At 44.4% G+C, this 17,031-nt stretch carries 14 protein-coding genes and 1 pseudogene; 10 read left to right on the top strand and 5 right to left on the bottom strand.

All coding sequences use genetic code 11. From position 1 onward, the window contains the following. Nucleotides 1-14: 14 nt before the first annotated feature. The gene (locus J2S25_RS10785; protein WP_307191863.1) at nucleotides 15-1,667 is read right to left on the bottom strand and encodes a M20/M25/M40 family metallo-hydrolase; all 1,653 of its coding nucleotides are present in this window, start codon (nucleotides 1,665-1,667) and stop codon (nucleotides 15-17) included. A gap of 229 nt (nucleotides 1,668-1,896) precedes the next feature. On the opposite strand from J2S25_RS10785, the gene J2S25_RS10780 reads away from it, so the two are divergent. The 3 genes from J2S25_RS10780 (at nucleotide 1,897) to J2S25_RS10770 (ending at nucleotide 3,670) form a co-directional block, all read left to right on the top strand. Beyond that, nucleotides 1,897-2,346 (top strand): OsmC family protein, encoded by a 450-nt coding sequence (locus tag J2S25_RS10780; protein WP_044390901.1) that lies wholly within the window; start codon nucleotides 1,897-1,899, stop codon nucleotides 2,344-2,346. A gap of 106 nt (nucleotides 2,347-2,452) precedes the next feature. Next, on the top strand, nucleotides 2,453-3,211 hold the full coding sequence (locus J2S25_RS10775) for a threonine/serine exporter family protein (RefSeq protein WP_044390902.1): 759 nt from the start codon (nucleotides 2,453-2,455) through the stop codon (nucleotides 3,209-3,211). Nucleotides 3,212-3,226: 15 nt separating this feature from the next. Further along, nucleotides 3,227-3,670 carry a threonine/serine exporter family protein gene (locus tag J2S25_RS10770; RefSeq protein ID WP_044390903.1) on the top strand — a complete coding sequence of 148 codons (444 nt, stop codon included), beginning with the start codon at nucleotides 3,227-3,229 and terminating at the stop codon, nucleotides 3,668-3,670. Nucleotides 3,671-3,813: 143 nt separating this feature from the next. Here J2S25_RS10770 and J2S25_RS10765 read toward each other — a convergent pair. Then, nucleotides 3,814-4,819 (bottom strand): annotated as a pseudogene (locus J2S25_RS10765) (NADPH:quinone oxidoreductase family protein). A 326-nt stretch (nucleotides 4,820-5,145) separates the two neighbouring features. On the opposite strand from J2S25_RS10765, the gene J2S25_RS10760 reads away from it, so the two are divergent. The 6 genes from J2S25_RS10760 to J2S25_RS10735 all read left to right on the top strand — a co-directional run bounded on the left by J2S25_RS10760 (nucleotide 5,146) and on the right by J2S25_RS10735 (nucleotide 10,683). Then, nucleotides 5,146-6,315, top strand: coding sequence for an MFS transporter (locus J2S25_RS10760; RefSeq protein ID WP_241768412.1), 1,170 nt, complete (start codon nucleotides 5,146-5,148; stop codon nucleotides 6,313-6,315). Next, the gene (fdhF, locus tag J2S25_RS10755; RefSeq protein WP_307191862.1) at nucleotides 6,296-8,425 is read left to right on the top strand and encodes a formate dehydrogenase subunit alpha; all 2,130 of its coding nucleotides are present in this window, start codon (nucleotides 6,296-6,298) and stop codon (nucleotides 8,423-8,425) included. The genes J2S25_RS10760 and fdhF overlap by 20 nt, the downstream gene beginning before the upstream one ends. A 14-nt stretch (nucleotides 8,426-8,439) precedes the next feature. Beyond that, nucleotides 8,440-8,991, top strand: a complete 552-nt coding sequence (locus J2S25_RS10750) for a 4Fe-4S dicluster domain-containing protein (RefSeq protein ID WP_044390925.1) — start codon at nucleotides 8,440-8,442, stop codon at nucleotides 8,989-8,991. Between the two features lie 203 nt (nucleotides 8,992-9,194). Next, nucleotides 9,195-9,935 carry an Mrp/NBP35 family ATP-binding protein gene (locus J2S25_RS10745; RefSeq protein WP_307191861.1) on the top strand — a complete coding sequence of 247 codons (741 nt, stop codon included), beginning with the start codon at nucleotides 9,195-9,197 and terminating at the stop codon, nucleotides 9,933-9,935. 18 nt (nucleotides 9,936-9,953) lie between these two features. After that, nucleotides 9,954-10,478 carry a QcrA and Rieske domain-containing protein gene (locus J2S25_RS10740; protein WP_307191860.1) on the top strand — a complete coding sequence of 175 codons (525 nt, stop codon included), beginning with the start codon at nucleotides 9,954-9,956 and terminating at the stop codon, nucleotides 10,476-10,478. Next, the gene (locus J2S25_RS10735; protein WP_307191859.1) at nucleotides 10,471-10,683 is read left to right on the top strand and encodes a hypothetical protein; all 213 of its coding nucleotides are present in this window, start codon (nucleotides 10,471-10,473) and stop codon (nucleotides 10,681-10,683) included. Before J2S25_RS10740 ends, J2S25_RS10735 begins: the two co-directional genes overlap by 8 nt. A gap of 53 nt (nucleotides 10,684-10,736) precedes the next feature. Here the strand turns inward: J2S25_RS10735 and J2S25_RS10730 are convergent, their stop codons facing one another. Beyond that, nucleotides 10,737-11,321: a hypothetical protein gene (locus J2S25_RS10730; protein WP_307191858.1), complete on the bottom strand. Its 585-nt coding sequence runs from the start codon at nucleotides 11,319-11,321 to the stop codon at nucleotides 10,737-10,739. A gap of 278 nt (nucleotides 11,322-11,599) precedes the next feature. Here J2S25_RS10730 and J2S25_RS10725 point away from each other — a divergent pair, with 278 nt between their 5' ends. Further along, complete coding sequence (locus J2S25_RS10725; protein WP_307191857.1) at nucleotides 11,600-14,344, top strand: dynamin family protein; 2,745 nt, start codon at nucleotides 11,600-11,602, stop codon at nucleotides 14,342-14,344. A 356-nt stretch (nucleotides 14,345-14,700) separates the two neighbouring features. Here the strand turns inward: J2S25_RS10725 and J2S25_RS10720 are convergent, their stop codons facing one another. Continuing rightward, complete coding sequence (locus tag J2S25_RS10720) at nucleotides 14,701-15,486, bottom strand: formate/nitrite transporter family protein (RefSeq protein WP_307191856.1); 786 nt, start codon at nucleotides 15,484-15,486, stop codon at nucleotides 14,701-14,703. Between the two features lie 139 nt (nucleotides 15,487-15,625). After that, entirely contained in the window at nucleotides 15,626-16,840 is a 1,215-nt protein-coding gene (locus J2S25_RS10715) for an MFS transporter (RefSeq protein ID WP_307191855.1), read from the bottom strand. Between the last annotated feature and the right edge of the window lie 191 nt (nucleotides 16,841-17,031).

Genomic DNA, 17,031 nt, shown 5'->3' with positions numbered 1-17,031 from the left:
AAGGCAGCTGAAACTTATTTTGCTAAAAGCTTCTTGATGACCTCATTGGTGAGATTTGGGACAATTCGAACAGAAAAGTCAATTTCCATCCTTTCATACCGTTTATGGGCATCCAGCCCGTATGGCCCAATGTTAACGACTGGGATATTCAGTTCGCGTATTTCTTGATAGTCAACAAAAAACTTTGTTCCCCAGCTAGGATTATTACGAGCGGCAGCATCCAACGCTTCATCATCATCGCTCAAGCCGACAAAGCTCATATCAGATATATATGGAAAGAAATTGCGAATGACAATTGGTTCTTCGTATTTCGGCTGAACTGTTTGCACAGCGTATTCCAAAGCTTCAATCAATCTTTGTTCTCCAGCTGTCTCTCCAGTCATTTCAATTCTTGGTGAGTAGAGGGAGGAGTAGAAAACGATCACTGCCGGGCTTTTGTCAGGCATCCATTTCCATGCCTCCTCCACCACTCTCGCAGCATACATTCTCAGGTCAAGTGTTCCATCTAGAAGCAGGTTTTCCTTGAATTCTACCATATGGGCTGTGTATTCCGAATTATGCACCTTGATCAGTTCCGTTTCCATCTCTTCGAATGTCATTACCCGTGGCTGCCAAGGAAGTTGCCTGCAAGGCTCGCCGCTGATTTTACAAAAATGTTTGTAGCGGTCCTCGAACAGCTTCAACCCGTTAGCAAAAGCGATCCGTGCTTGCTCTTTCATTTTTTCGAGAACATCCTTTGGAGTCCAGGAATGAATAAAGAAATTGTAATATACATACGCCGCCAGCGCCGTCTGCACAGTGTAGTTCGGCTTAAGGTCCATCTGCTTTAAAGAGACTGGCGGCATCGTCGTTTCCCCAAAAGCCTCGTTGCAAAGCTCAGGATTATAATCAATTTGTCGCGTAAGTTCTGCTGCAATCAAATTTGGATCCAAGCCCTCGAATGCTGAGCCAACATGTGTTTCAGCACCTGTGATGAAAAAGGAAGGGAGAAGTTTTCCAACTGTCCCCTTATAAATATAGCGACTGCTGTCCCCGGGAAATCTAGGGGAAACGAAATCGCTGTTCACAAGCGCGATATACTCAAAATGATGTTCTTCCTTCCAGTTATGAAGATCCTTAACCGCGGAGAGAATCCCGTTCGAGCTGTCCTCTTCGTCACATTCTGCCAAAAAGATAAGATTTCCTTCAAGTTCATCTGGATGCTCGGAATAATACTTCAGCAAATAAAGATTCGAGGCAACTCCGCTTTTCATATCCAGTATTCCGCGGCCAAACATCCAATCACCTGATTCAGCCTGTTCCTTCACAAGTGGAGGCAATTTTTCCTTTTTTAACTCAAGAAGAAGCTCATCCGGATGGAACGCAAAGCCAGCAAGCTGTGTAAAATCTTCTATCCCGACCGTGTCCAGATGTCCCATTAGTATCACCGTACGGTTGCTGCTGGCTTTTGTCCCTTTTACAAAAGCCAGTACATTGTACCGTTCGAGCTCATCATTCAGAGTTTGCGATTTGATGACATTGGTAGGATTCTCTTTAAAATAAGGAAACGATGCAATCATCGTATAAAGTGCCTGAGCAATTTCAATTTCTCCATTCGTATTGACGATGCTTCCGATATTCACAAGCTGTTTTGTATAAAATAGTACCTCATTCTGACAATCAAGCATCAAAGCATCTCCTTTCAGAAAATTCGCGTTTTCCTTAAAACTAAACCATATTTACTCGAAATACAAGATTTGGAGGAGTAGCTTATGTAAAAAGTACTAATTAACATAATGTTCACTATTTCACAATATGTCCAAAGCTTCTCGACTCTTTTGTGACCTTTCGTTCTCTGTGCAGAAAACTAGCGAAAAAAGGGTAAAATGGAAGTGTAAAAAGAAAGGAGCGAATATCATGCCAAAAGAAATCATTAAAGCCACAGCTTCATTGCAAGAAGGAGTAAAGGTGGATGTTCAGGCAAGAAACTTTCACATCACCATCGATGAGCCTGAAAAGTTAGGTGGGACCAACGAGGGGATGAACCCAGTTGAAATGCTTCTTGGTGCATTGGGTGCATGTCAAACAATCGTTGCGCGCGTATACAGCCATAAATTCAAAGTGGAACTAGAGGAGTTTCGCGTTGAAATAGAAGGAGATATTGATACTGATGGGTTTATGAATAAGTCCGATGTACGCCGTGGCTATTCGGATATCCGCTACACCTACTATATAAAGTCACCATCTCCAGAAGAAAACATCAGGGAATTAGCAGATTTCATTGCTAAAACCTGCCCTGTAGATGATACGATTTCTAATCCAGTCCATGTATCAAGAACAAATATTGTTATTGAAAAATCAGTTTAAGTCAGCCGTTTCATGGCTGGCTTTTTCTTTTATTGCTAATATACTCGTTTTTGATTTAAACTGATAAAGAAATTAATAACGTTCGGATTGGTATGTGAGGATCATTATGGATAATCAGGATCAAACATTTGAAGTGATGCGGGCCTGTTTGCTGGCAGGGAAAATTATGCTCCGCAGCGGCGCGGAAACGTATCGCGTCGAGGATACGATGTCGCGGATGGCTTCTGCGCTTGGCATCGCCAAGACCCACAGTTATGTGACTCCGACTGGAATTATTTTTTCCGTGGAAGGTGTCGGGCCAGAGAGGACGAAGCTTGTAAGGATCTCAGACAGGACGACTGATCTCAGAAAAGTAGCCATGGTCAATGCTGTTTCACGAAAAATCAGCAGCGGCGAGGTAGGGCTTGCCCAGGCGTGCAGGCTTCTTGAGGAGATTGAAGAAGCGAATCTAGCTTACTCGTTTCAGATCCAAATTATCGCAGCTGCGATTGCAAGCGGCTGTTTTACAATTATGTTCCTAGGTAGCTGGCTTGATTTCCTACCCTCGATGACCGCAGGGGGAATCGGTTTTTTCCTGGTCGTTTATTTTCACAGAATTGTACCTGTAAAATTCTTTGCTGAATTTCTGTCGTCCTTCTTTATCGGGATGATCGCCTTTTTGTTTGTGAAATTCGGGCTCGGCCAGGAGCTTGATAAAATCATCATCGGTTCCGTGATGCCACTTGTGCCGGGGCTGCTAATTACAAATGCGGTCAGGGATCTGATGGCAGGCCATTTGGTTTCTGGGTTGTCAAAAGGAGCAGAAGCACTATTAACGGCGTTTGCGATCGGCTCAGGGATAGCGGCAATTCTATCTTTCTTTTAGACGGGAGAAAAAGCGATGGTTTATATCGAACAGCTAGTTACTAGTTTTATTGCTTCGGCAGCCTTCGGGATCATTTTTAACGCACCGAGAGAGTCCTTGGTGAAGTGCGGAATATCCGGGACGGTCGGCTGGATAGTTTATTTTTCACTGGATAAAAACGGATCCGGCACTGTTTTTGCGACATTGATGGCCTCCTTTTTAATTGCAGTCGTCAGCCAGTTGTTTGCGAAGGCATACCGAATGCCGAGCATCATCTTTAGCGTCGCCGGAATTATCCCGCTTGTGCCTGGCGGACTGGCGTATGATGCGATGAGGAATTTTGTGGAGAATGACTATGGAGCTGCCGTTTCGCTCGCTGCGAAAGCATCCATGATATCTGGAGCAATTGCCGTTGGACTTGTTTTTTCTGAAGTAATCAACCAGGTGATCAGAAGGTCCAGCCTGGGGCCGGTAAAATAATCATCCGAAAGTGCTAGCTGGCAGTAAGGAAACAACTTGCAGGGTGAATGGAATAACTAGATTAATAGTGGCTTTGTGCAGTGTATAAAATTGAATGGAATAAAAACAGCCCGAATTCACAGAATTCGGGCTGTTTTTTCCTGCTAGAAGTCGGTTGGGTTAATCTTCACAATGGTTCTGCCGCGGTTTTCGCCTTTTAAAATGCGTGTAAGGACGGCTGGCAATTCTTCCAATGACACTTCACTTTTGATGGTATCCAACAGTCCCTCCGGCTTCAAATCTGTGGCCATTCGCTGCCATAGAAGCTTTCTTGTTTTCATCGGGCAGTATACGGAATCGATGCCAAGGAGGTTGATTCCTCTCAGGATGAACGGGAATACCGTTGTTTGGACGTCTGTTCCGCCGGTCAACCCGCTGACTGCGACTGAACCGTTGTAATCGAGCTTAGGCAGGATGGCCGACAATGTCTTGCCGCCAACTGGGTCGACAGCCGCTGCCCATAACTGCTTATCAAGAGGTTTTATTTTTTCTCCGACTAATTCTTCCCGGGTGATGATCTCTGCTGCCCCGATTTTACGGAGGTATTCATGCTCTGATTGTTTTCCTGTGCTCGCTACCACGTGATACCCGCGTTTGGCGAGCATCGCGACTGCTACGCTGCCAACTCCGCCGGTTGCTCCTGTCACAAGGACTTTTCCTTTTTTCCGGAGTTAGACCGTTTTCTTCCAGACGATGGACAGACAAGGCTGCCGTAAATCCCGCGGTTCCGAAAACCATTGCTTCTTTTAAAGTAAGACCTTCAGGCAATGGGACAATCCAATCCCCTGGTATCCTCGAATACTCGCTGTACCCACCATAGTGGGTAACCCCTATCTCATAGCTGGTCGCAATCACTGCCTCTCCTTCCTTGAAACGGCTGTCGTCAGAGGCGACAACTGTCCCGGCAAGGTCGATTCCAGGGATAAAAGGGTAAGACCTAACAATCTTGCCGTTTGGGATGCTCGCCAGCCCATCCTTATAGTTGACACTGGAATAGGCGACTTTGATCAGCACATCTCCTTCAGGAAGGTCCTTCCGTTGGATCGTCCTTACTTCAGCAGAAAAATCCTCTTCCTTTTTGTTTACGATAAAAGCTTTGAAATTGTCCATAATTTCCAACCTTTCTTGGCTTGATAGTTCTAGTATAAGGAAAACTTTGCCTTGCTACTAATAACTCCACTTTACTAAATAGAATTGTTAACTCCGACGAAAACTTATTACGATTTTGTGTCCAGTTAGAATGGTGTGACGGACTTCACATATCTTTTAATCTGCCTCCCTTAAGATTTAGGTACGTAAGGTGCTCAGTGAGGGTAGGGCTGGAAAATAGGAGCCTATCAATTTTTCACTATCCGCAATTTATTTACAATTTCACCCTATTTTATCTGTTTTTCCTATTTTTTAAATCGAGTACGATTTTACTGGAGGTAGCAAGCTTGTATAAATTCGAGAAATCCTTTTACTCCAAAACAAGTATGTATTCCTTTGTCGCTGTGATGATTTTATTTTTCTCTATGTGGTTTTCCACTTCAAACTTTGTCCATATTGACATGGCGCTTTTGGGATATGCCATTTCGTCAGCGGTTTTCGCGATTGGCTTGACAATCAGGATGAGCTTCTGGATGTGGCGCAAAGCGACGAACAGAGTGGCTAAACGAAGCATCGGGAATCTTTTTACGAAAGAAAGAATGAAACGGAATGGAAAAGCGCTAGTCAGAACATTGATCGATAACATCATCTTGCAGAAATTCATTTTTAAGCGCGGATTATACCGTGGGATTCAGCACTTGATGATTTCATGGGGCTGTATCATTTCATTTGGGATCACTTTCGGATTGACGTTTGGATGGATGCGCTTCGACTTGATCGATTCGGAAACATACCAAATTATCGTGTTCGATATGCCAACCATCACGATGGCAGCGGACGGGATTTTTGCAGAAATAGTCTACAACGGCCTGAATATCGGAGCGATTATGGTGTTAATCGGCACGGGGATGGCCCTTTACCGACGGATTACTGACTACGATGTAAAGGTCACACAGCGCTTCGAGTTCGATATTTTGCCATTGATTATTCTGTTGGCAGTAACAGTTACAGGGTTGTTCTTAACCATCATGTACACTTTCCTGGGTGGCTGGATGCACCATTATATGTCATTGATTCACCAGGTTACAGTTATCATTATGCTAATGTACTTTCCGTTTGGTAAATTATTTCACGTGCCAATAAGACCGCTCGCTACAGCTGTACCAATGAGTTATCAAGAGGTGATAAAGGTGGATACAAAATCATGTAAAAGCTGCGGACAGCCATACAGCAATGATGACCAGATCGCGGATGTCCAGGCTATTTTAAAAAGCCAAAATTTCGATTTGCAGCTTGCTGATGGCACCTATCTTTCCGATTACTGCACAGGCTGCCGCCGGAGGATGAGGGCAATGAAGCAAATGAATCTTGAATCTCCACAAGGAAACCCATACGGACCAGTAAACACAAATAATGGAATTCACTTATCAGGCTTCAGCAAAAAACGCTCGGAAGAGTTCTATGGACTTGACCAGGATGCAAAGGAGGAAAAAATCGATGAACCAATATCTCGTTAAAGAAGGCGTAAAGAACCAGATTCGCAAAGGGGAAAAGCTTGTCTCAACGCATTGCTGCTATTGTGGCATGCAGTGTGGCATGCACATTCGTGTTGATGAAAAGAACAATAAGGTTGTCGGTGTGGAACCACGTTATGACTGGGTTTTAACAAAAGGGAAAATGTGCCCAAAAGGGGTAACGGCTTACCAGACAATTGATCACCCAGACCGCATTAAGACCCCTTTGATTAAAAAGAACGGCCAGTTCGTCGAAGCAACTTGGGAGGAAGCGCTGGACTTGATTGAAAGCAAATATCGAGGACTCCAGGAAAATTACGGGAAAGATGCAATCGGCGTTTACGGCGGCGTATCGATGACGAATGAAAAATGTTACCTTGTCGGCAAATACGCCCGCGTAGGTCTTGGAACTCGCTATATTGATTACAATGGTCGCTATTGCATGAGTTCTGCTGCTGGTGGTTTTAACAAAACGCTTGGAATGGACCGCGGCTCAACACTTCCTTGGACGGAGCTTGAGCATTCAGATACCTTTTTTATGGCAGGATCCAACACTGCGGAATGCCACCCGACAAGCATTCAGTGGTTTTGGAAAGCGAAGGATAAAGGTGCGAAATTTATCGTCGCTGACCCTCGGGAAACGACAACTGCCCGCTTGGCAGACGTTCACCTCGATCTTCTGCCAGGAACAGATGCAGCGCTGGCAAATGGCATCATGCATCTTTTGATTAAGCATGATTATGTCGATCACGAGTATGTCCGGGAACGCTGCAATAATTTCGAAGAACTAAAAGAAATGACAGCCAAATTCACCCCAGAATATACGGCGAAAATTACCCGTGTGGCAGAAGAAAAAATTATCAAGGCTGCACACATCTTTGGGAAATCTCCTCGTTCAGTCGTCATGTTTGCGCGCGGAGCGGAACAGCAGACTGCGGGTGTTGATAACGTAAGCTTATACACATCCATGGCATTACTAAGAGGACAAATCGGAAAATTCGCTTCAGGTGTGGCTACTTTTACCGGTCAGGGCAATGGCCAGGGCGGTCGCGAACACGGACAGAAGGCAGATGCTCTTCCCGGATACCGTAAAATTGCAAATCCTCAGGATGTGGAGCATGTTGCAGGAGTTTGGGGCATCAAGCCAGAAGAAATGCCGAAAGAGGGCGTATCTGCATATGAAATGTTCCATCTAATGCAAAACAAGACGATCCGCGCTTTGCATGTCATCTGCTCGAATCCGGTTGTTTCATCGCCAAATATCAACTATGTCCAAGATTCATTAGAGAAGCTCGACTTCTTGGTTGTAAATGATTTCTTTATGTCAGAAACAGCGGAGCTAGCGGATGTCGTACTTCCGGCTGCAACCTGGGCTGAAGATGAGGGAACAACAACGAACATCGAAGGACGTGTGATCAGAATTCGTAAAGTAGTCGAGCCACTTGGCGAATCGAAGACTGACTGGGAAATCATGAGCTTGATTGCAGAACGGCTAGGAAAAGGAAAATACTTTGACTACAACGAACCAAGAGAGATTTTTGACGAGCTTCGGCTTGCTTCAAAAGGCGGAAAAGCAGACTACTTTGGGGTAACTTACGAAAAAATTGATGAGCAGGATGGCGTTTTCTGGCCAGCACCTACGGAAGACCACAAAGGAACTCCATCGGTATTCCAGGAGCGTTTCGCGACGGAAGATGGAAAAGCTAACTTGGCTGTCTGTGATTTTAAAGGACCGTCAGAAGTTCAATCCAAGGATTATCCATTATGGCTGACAACAGGACGTGTCGTCTATCACTATTTAACTGGCAATCAGACAAGACGCGTTGATTTCCTGATGGAGCAATGCTCTGAGCCATTCGTAGAAATGCATCCTGAATTAGCTAGCCAGTACCAGGTCGAGAACGGGGAAAAAGTGAAGCTTTCCACCCCGCGCGGCGAGATGATCACTCCGGTAAAAATTACAAAAGCAATCCGTAAAGACACTATGTTCGTCCCTTACCATTGGGGGAAAAAGCTATCAGTCAATCAATTGACCAGTCCGGCCTTGGATCCATATTCGCGGATGCCTGAATTTAAAGTCTGTGCTGTAAAACTCGAAAAGCTGACTAAATAGGAGGAACGGCTGTTATGAATAAAATTATGTACCTGGAATTTGAACGCTGTATTGGCTGCCGTGCCTGCCAGGCAGCCTGCCGAGAGTGCGGCGACCATGATGCAAAAGAACGGAACTTTGTAGAATATGTTGACTTTACCGAATCCCGCCAGACCTTCCCGATGCTGTGCATGCAATGTAAAGACCCGGCATGTGCCCGCGTCTGCCCGGCAAACGCGATCCAGATCACGGAAGAAGGCGTCGTGCTTTCGGCAATGGAAGAAAAATGCATCGGCTGCCGCAACTGTACGTTCGGCTGTCCATTCGGTATCCCTAAGTTCGATTTCGAAACGAACAAAATGTACAAATGCGATATGTGCTATGATCGAACACGTAACGATATCGCGCCAATGTGTGCATCTGTTTGTCCAAGTGATGCAATTCGCTTCATCGACTTTGAAGAAATGCAGCAATTGCGCAGAAAACGTACGCAGATGAATCTTGTCGAAGGCAAAAAGCCGCAAGAAGGCAACAAATGGGATTATGTACCGGAATTTTTCGGTGTTTATACAGATTCACAATCATAATTCATAAGATCCGTCTCCGTCTTTTATGATATTGGCGAAAATCTGATTTTATTGGCGGTTTTCACAAGTTTATTGGCGAAAAAATAATTTTATTGGCGAAAACCAAGATTTATTGGCGAAAATAAAATTATATTGGCGAACTGGAAATTTTCAATGATTTTTTCCAGTTTGATTTTAAAGAAAGTCAAAAAGAGGTGCTTAACATGCTTAAAGGTAATGTCCTGGCGGTGGCAAGCGGAAAAGGCGGAGTCGGCAAGTCTTCGTTATCGGTTAATCTTGCACTCGCTTTGCAAAAGCTTGGCAAGTCAGTGGCGATCATTGACCTTGATATATATGGATTCAGTATCCCGAAAATCTTGAATATAGATACCAAACCAAAAACGTTCAACGGAAAAATCATCCCGGTTGAGGCGCACGGCATTAAAGTAATGTCCATGGGCTTCCTTGTGAAGGATAATGAACCGATTGTTTGGCGCGGACCGATGCTTGGAAAAATGATTCAGCACTTTACCGAGGATGTGCTGTGGGGAGAAATGGATTATTTCATCCTCGATATGCCACCTGGAACGGGGGATGTTGCGCTTGATATGCACCTGATGATCCCGCAGAGCAAGGAACTCGTCGTGACCACTCCGCACAAAGCGGCCTCCTTCGTTGCGGAACGCGCAGGTTCGATGGCGATCAAGAGCAAGCATGAGGTCATCGGCGTGGTTGAGAATATGTCCTACTTCAAACCGGAAGACAGCGAACAGAAGTATTATATTTTCGGTAAAGGCGGCGGGGAGGAGCTGGCTGCACAGCTTGGCACGGAATTGCTGGGGCAGCTGCCGATCCAGGAAGCAGATGGAGAGAGTGAGACTCCAGCGATTGCGGCGGAAAACACGCTGCTTTTCAAGGAATATCTGAATCTGGCAGAAAACATCGATGCGAGGTTTCAGCTTTAGGAACAGGAGGATTTACCGATGAGTGAGGAAAAAAAGAACCATCATGAAGATGATAAAGATATGATCAAGCTGATCGATAACCTGAACAGGAAAGACGATGTCCACTTGAACAGAAGGGCGTTCCTGAAAGCTTCCTTTGGTGCAACCGTTGCGATCGGGCTGGCGACGACTCCATTCGGGATCTTCACATTCCTGCGGGATGAAAACGGCGAAGTGAAGCGCGTGGAAGTCACTGATGTGAATGATCTGGCAATCGGGGAATCAAGAAATTTCAACTATCCGACAAAGACTGAGCCAGCCATTCTTGTCAGAACACCGGAAGACAAATTCGTTGCCTATAATAATAAATGTACACACCTTCAATGTCCTGTTTTTTACGAGCATAAAGAAAATGTCCTTCTCTGCCCGTGCCACAAAGGCTATTTCAATGTTGACAGCGGTCAGCCAATGGCGGGGCCGCCACAGCGCGAGCTACCGAAAATCCTGCTTGAAATCAAGGATGGAAAGGTATTTGCGGTTGGGAGGGAAGTAAGACATGGATAAAAAAAGAATCGCATTCCTCTCGATTTTTCTGTTTCTAGCGGTTAATGTCGTCGCCCTCTCAAACGCGATTGAAGGTTATTACGGACAGGAGGATGAGCGAGTATATGGCGCGGTTATTGTCGCTTTGATTTCAACCGGTTCGGCGACAATCGCTTTTTTCATCTGGAAAGGAACTACAAAACGAACAAAGCAGCGGAATGGATGAACTGCAAAAGAGTAAATAAAAAAGAGCAGCGGCTAAATCGCTGCTCTTACTGTTTAACCGAACTGATTAGTTGGCACGATCTTTATTTTCTCCGCTGCAAATTTCCTTTCGCCAAACAAGGTGATCAAGGTACAATTTTCAATCCGGAATGGAGTATCTCCGAGTTGGTATTCAGCAAGAATCCCGGAACCAAGCTCTTCCCCGTTTTCATTTAAAGCTTGCACATTCTGGCCCTCTAATGTCTTGAGTTTCGCTTTCATTAGGAATGCTTTCCATTCTTCCCAATTCTTGATTAAAAAGGCCTTTTCTCCATTCTCCAAGTAACCGAGCTGACAGCCACTTTCATCGATGGCATCTTCCATCCCGTAGCTTACCTCCACGATAATATCCCGCAAAAATTGGAATTCATCCAGGTCTAGATAGGGGTCGATGTGGAATTCCACTTCCTTTCCTATTCCTTTGATGGTGGCAAGTGTTTTATTGTTCATGATCACAGTTTTGTTTTTAATATGTTCTGATGTAATATTCTCGATGGGCGTGCCCAGTATTTTTAAAGTCAGCATGATAATCTCCTTTTCACTCCGCTTGTACTTTTCATTATAATGGTTTTGTCCTGTCAAGAATGTGACAAACTTCATTTTATCCCCAGAAACACGAATCCTAGTTCGAAAGATATAGAAGAAACCGATAATCCGACAAAAATTGACAAAACACTGGATGAATTATTAAAATCATTACATGTTTTTCATGACTTGTAGCACAACTGAAAGCTTACTGAAATCTTGAATGAAATATAGTTTGATAGAATACAATGATAAGGTTTGAGTGCCTCCCGCAAAAGGGAACAAGAATGGTATCTGAACAATTTTCAAATTTTTTTAACGAATAGATCGTATCAAGAGGTCGGAGGAAAGCCATGACAGTTGAAGAGCAATTAATCAAAAAATCTTATTTTGAAATCTATATGGAATCAGGAAACCGGACACATCCAGTCCAGGTACTTGGAGAGCTTTACCTTGCTGAGCAAAAGAAGGATATGCCGGATTTAGCAAAGATTCGTTATGCGCAGGGAGAGGTTTATTTTCATCATAAAGATTATGAAGCGGCAATTTTTAAATGGGAAAATATCACGAATGAGTTGGAGCCATGGGCAAAAAAGAACATGGGGGATGCTTTCCTGGAGCTTGGTTTGCTGACATCGGCGGAAGAGCTATACCTTTCGATTGAGACAGACAGCGATGTCTTGAAAATGGAAAGCGGGCTGCAGCTGTTATCCGTTTACATACAGCAGGGAAAACTCGAAAAAGCAGTTGCTGTCATCAAACAGGCTGTCGCGCTAAATCCGGATTATCCGGGGGTGACTGAAATTGCCCGTACCTTTTTCGAGGAGCAAAACGATTGGGAAAATGGGGTGGAGCTTGCCGTCAATGAGGGAATCCGGACGGGGTCGCCAAAATGGTTTGATGTCTTGAACCATTATGTTGAACAGGGCTACACCGTCCAGTTCGCGCCTGACTATTTTAGCGAGGCATTATCTGTCTTATTCCAAGTCGACAGAGGGCGATTTGAGCAGCTCGCTGTATCCCTATGGCAAAGCTACCGAAACGAGAACACCTACATGGCATGGATAAGGGAATTCAATCAATTATTCAGCGGGATGGACGGAAACAGGAGAGATGGCTGGATTCAGCTTTCAGCAATCTATCAGGAAAGCTATTTCGAGTTGATTAATGGAGACAGGCTGATCAAGGAAATTTCGCCGCTGATTCCGGAATTATTGACTAATTGGCTGAAAATAACTAGCCCAGTGAACAGCCTTGTAGCAGCATCATCGATCATTGCCTGGAATGAGGTGTTCCCTGGAACCATTACCGATTCGGCAATCCACGACGCGGAGACATTAGTTCTGCATTCCAATGAGTACCATGATGGTTATCAGGATAGCCTGATGTTGTTTGACTCGATCATGAAGTGGGCCGAAGAACATGACATTGAGGTTGGCAACAAGATTAAGTGGATGGTTCAGGAGCTACATGAGACAAATGTTCATAATATGCTGGTCGCCGGTTTGTCAGGCAATGGAAAGTCTTCCTTCATCCATACGATCTTGGGGGAAGACTTGCTTACAGCCCCGACTGCAGCTGTCATTCGTTTCATGGATCAGGGAAATCCGGTTGCCTATGAAATTACCGATACGGAAATACGGCAGATCACAGATGTGGAAGATTTCAAGGAGGCTGCAGGTGTCAGCCGCAAGAATCATCAAAATGAAACCATTATTGATTTCAAAGCTGACTTCCCATTCCTGCGAGAACATAACCTGGCATTAATGGATACTCCAGGGGTCAACCGCAATAATTACGATAAGCACCCGCTCTATCAGTACTTACGGTTTGCCGATAGTTTGCTATACGTCCTAAATGCCGCCGAGCCTTTTACGGAGAAAGACAAGGAAATCCTTGAGAAAATAGCAGAGTATTTCCCGGATCTGCCGATTCACTTCCTGCTGAATAAAATGGATGTAATATACGGCCAGCAGGAGGCGGCGGAAGTTTTTGACCAGACATTGGCAGAAGTCAGCCAATACTATCCGGATGCAAAAATGTTTGCTTTCTCATCCAATTATGACAATGCTCAGGTGTTGAACGATTTTTCTCATTTCATCAAAGCAACTAGAAGTACAGTCGATCTTGACCAGGAACGGACCGCGAAACTGCAGTTCTTCGTCAGACGTGCCATTACCTATTTGCTTGATAAACGAGTTGAAATGGAGAAAAATCATCTGGAGTCGATCAGTTGGAATGAGGAAATGGTGAGCAAGCTGAATGGCGCACTCCATCAGTTAGCTGATATAGAAGAGGAGAAGGCTCGCTCTATTCAAAAGGCATTTCGGAAAATCAAGGATGAAACGCGTGCGGAAATCATCGAAAAGGTTCCAGAATTACTGCGCAGCTGCTCTGACATGGTGACGGAGGACAGCGATTTTGGGAAAATTCATTTAAAAATAGACGAGGAAATGAACAAGCGAATCGAGGAATATCTGAAAAAAAACGTTTTGCCAAAATTCCATGCCAATTTGAATGACTGGATCCAATTTTCAAAAGAGGAATTTGACCAAAGCCAAAATTATTTGGATGAAATGGCAGAGGGGTTCAACTCGTTATACGGGGAAGATAGGATCAATCTTGCCTGCGATTTCAAGGTACTCGATGACTGGCGCCGCGACGCAGACAGGATGTCGAATGGGGTTCATTTTGAGAAGGTCAACATCATGAACCGTTCGACGCCGCAAGCGTTTTTTCTGAAAAGTGCCGGTAAGCTATTTGGCGCGTTGCCGCAAAACAATCCAATGCTTCATACTAGATATAGATCCTACGTAGAGACAGGGGATTATTATCAAGTTGCCGTAACAATTGCTAAAAGCTTCCTGCAGCAATTCGAATTCTTCGAAAAGTCAATGGAACGCGATGTAAATCTATTCTATAAACAGCCATTCCGCGTGCTTGAAGAATCTGCAGAAGAAGCGCAAAGCGAAATCGAGCACGGAAAGAACGAAATGGAAAAATTAAGAGTTAACCCTGAATGGTACCGTGATCCATTAACACTGTTTGAAGTAAAACTTCGCCAGTACGAATGGATGACCGCAGCCGGCAGGGGTTGATGGTTAGTGAAAGGAAGACTCCCTTTAGATTTTTTGGGGTCTTCTTTTATATTTGCTTCTGGAATACGGAAATTATTTTTCAAATAGATTCCCTCTTCTTGTCGAAGAAGGTTGATTAATCAACTTTGCAGGTGAAAGATACCCTTATGCAAGCGAACCTGTCCCCATAAGGGTACCATTCTGGATGAAAGATACCCTTATGCAAGCGAACCTGTTCCCATAAGGGCACCATTCGAGGTGAAAGATACCCTTATGCAGGTGAACCCATCCCCATAAGGGTACCATTCGGGTCGAAAGATACCGTTAATTTTTTCGAATAGGCTAAAAGAGGGCTATTACATAGCGCTTTTTCGGTTTTATAGCGGCTTTTCAAAAAACGGACGATTGGCATAGTAATACATCCAGCCCATCATGATTCCGCCGCCAATCAGGTTCCCGAGCGTCACTGGGATTAAATTGTGGATTACACCTGCAAATGTAACTGACTGTGGATCGTCAAGAACCATGCTGATCGCAAAAGTACACATATTGGCGATGCTGTGTTCATAGCCGGAAATGAAGAAGCAGTACACAAAAAACACCATTGCGAACATTTTTGCTCCGTCACCCTTCATCGACATCGGCAGGAAGAACGCTAAGCAGACGAGCCAGTTACAAAGAATTCCCCTGAAAAATAGTTCTGAAGTTGATGCGAGGGTCTTTTTTTCAGCGACGCTTAACAAGAATCCATTTACAGAATGATCATTAAACAAACCCGTTGTATAAATTAATAAAGCAAACGCCGCTGCACCGATGATATTGCCGATATAGCTGAAAATCCACATTCTAATTACTTGGGCCCAGGACATCTTTTTCCTCAGTGCCGCAAAGGTATAATAAAAGGTATTCCCTGTGAATAAGTCTCCACCACCGTAGGCAATCAGGATGATCGCAGCTCCGAAGGTAATGGCCGCAATAGGGTAAGCAAACGGTGAATGTTCCATGTAGAATGGATTCCCTGTCTTGAATGCAACAATTACCCCAAATCCAATAAACATCGACGCTAAAGCGGCCCGTGCAAGATAACGACTTTTGCTTTGCCTGAAAATTGCAACCTTCTTCAGGGCTAGCTTTTCAACCTCTTGAAGCGCTTGTACTTCCAAATTAAAACCACCCGTCGTCAATTTGTAATAAAAGTATTTTGCCTTAAACTTTCTCTCCTATGTAAACTTCCCTAAGAGAAAAGGGAAAAAACGCAAAAAAAGACTAAATCTGCTTGCAAGATTCAGTCTCGACTATTATTCACAAAGTATCCCTAACAAACTGCGGATGTCGCTGCATGGAAGCGAACAGGACGATCCCGCTTACTAACAGAAGGCTGCTCGTAAAGACGAATACCGACGTGAAGCCGAGGTAGCCCGAAAGGAATCCGCCGAGGACGGGTCCGATAATGTTTCCGAAGAAACGAAGACTGGTGTTATAGCCAAGTACTTCGCCCTGCATTGCGACCGGAGCCTCCTGCCTAATATAGGCAATCCTGACAGGGATGACACCTCCAATAGTAATACCAAGTAGGAAGCGAATCAGGACTAACTGCCAAATATTCGTGACAAAGCCGCCTGGAAAATAAATGATGGCGGATAAGAATAGGAGGAGGACAAGGATCTTGATATAGCCAATTTTGTCTGCAATCTGTCCCCATTTCCGGGCCATCAGCAAGTTTCCAAGTCCCGCTGCCGAAAAAGCGATTCCGGAAAAGAATGCCAGGTTTTCATGGCCATGCAGCTCGCCGACATATAGGGAGAGAATGGGCTGGATGCTGAAATGAGCAATCTGTACGAGCATGGACATAAGCAGGACATTAAGCATGATTGGATTTTTGAGGATATGTTGAAGCACTTCTTTCCGGCTGTAATTTGTTTTGCTGCCTTCCTTTACATCAATTCGGTATTCCATGACCAGGAATACAAGCAATCCGGACACGATGATAAAGGCGGAAGTTGAATGAAAGGTAAAGGCATAGCCTGATGAGTCGGCGAGGACACCGCCAATCATCGGACCAAGCAAGGATCCAGTAATAGAGCCAGTTTGCAGAGTCCCCAGTGTTTTACCAGCGTGTTCTTTTGGCGTCTGGGTTGAGACAAGTGCCTGAGATACCGGAATGAAGCCTGAAAACAAACCCATGAACATTCTGAGCAAAAATAGTTGCCACACGGAAGTGGCAAAACCGAGCAAGAAGACAGATAATCCCATTCCAAAGGCCATAAAAATCAGAATGCGCTTGCGGCCGAAACGGTCACCTAGCCGTCCGATGAAAGGAGAGAAGAGAAACGCGGTAACGAATGTGATGCTGAAAGTAAGGCCTGACCAATTCTGAACATATTTTTCCGAAAAATCTCCAAATGACTCAATGTATAAGGAGAGAAATGGCATTACCATTGTCATACTGCCTGCGATGAAGAAATTGGCGAACCACATGATCATCAAGTTTCGTTTCGCCATTTGCTGCTGAGTCATTACATCAACACTTCTTTCTCAGTACGAATATTTCGCTTTTCTAAATAGTATACCAAAATTTTGCTGTCTTGAAAACCGATACATCTGCAGAAAAACTCTCGGAGCATAAGCAAACGAAGGTTTTACTTGAAACAGGAATCATACGGCGAATGCGAGGGGGTTAAAAAAATAATATAATCAATATCATGAAC

Source organism: Mesobacillus stamsii, assembly GCF_030814065.1.
Taxonomy (GTDB): Bacteria; Bacillota; Bacilli; order Bacillales; family Cytobacillaceae; genus Mesobacillus; species Mesobacillus stamsii.
This window is presented reverse-complemented; position numbering and strand designations above follow the sequence as displayed.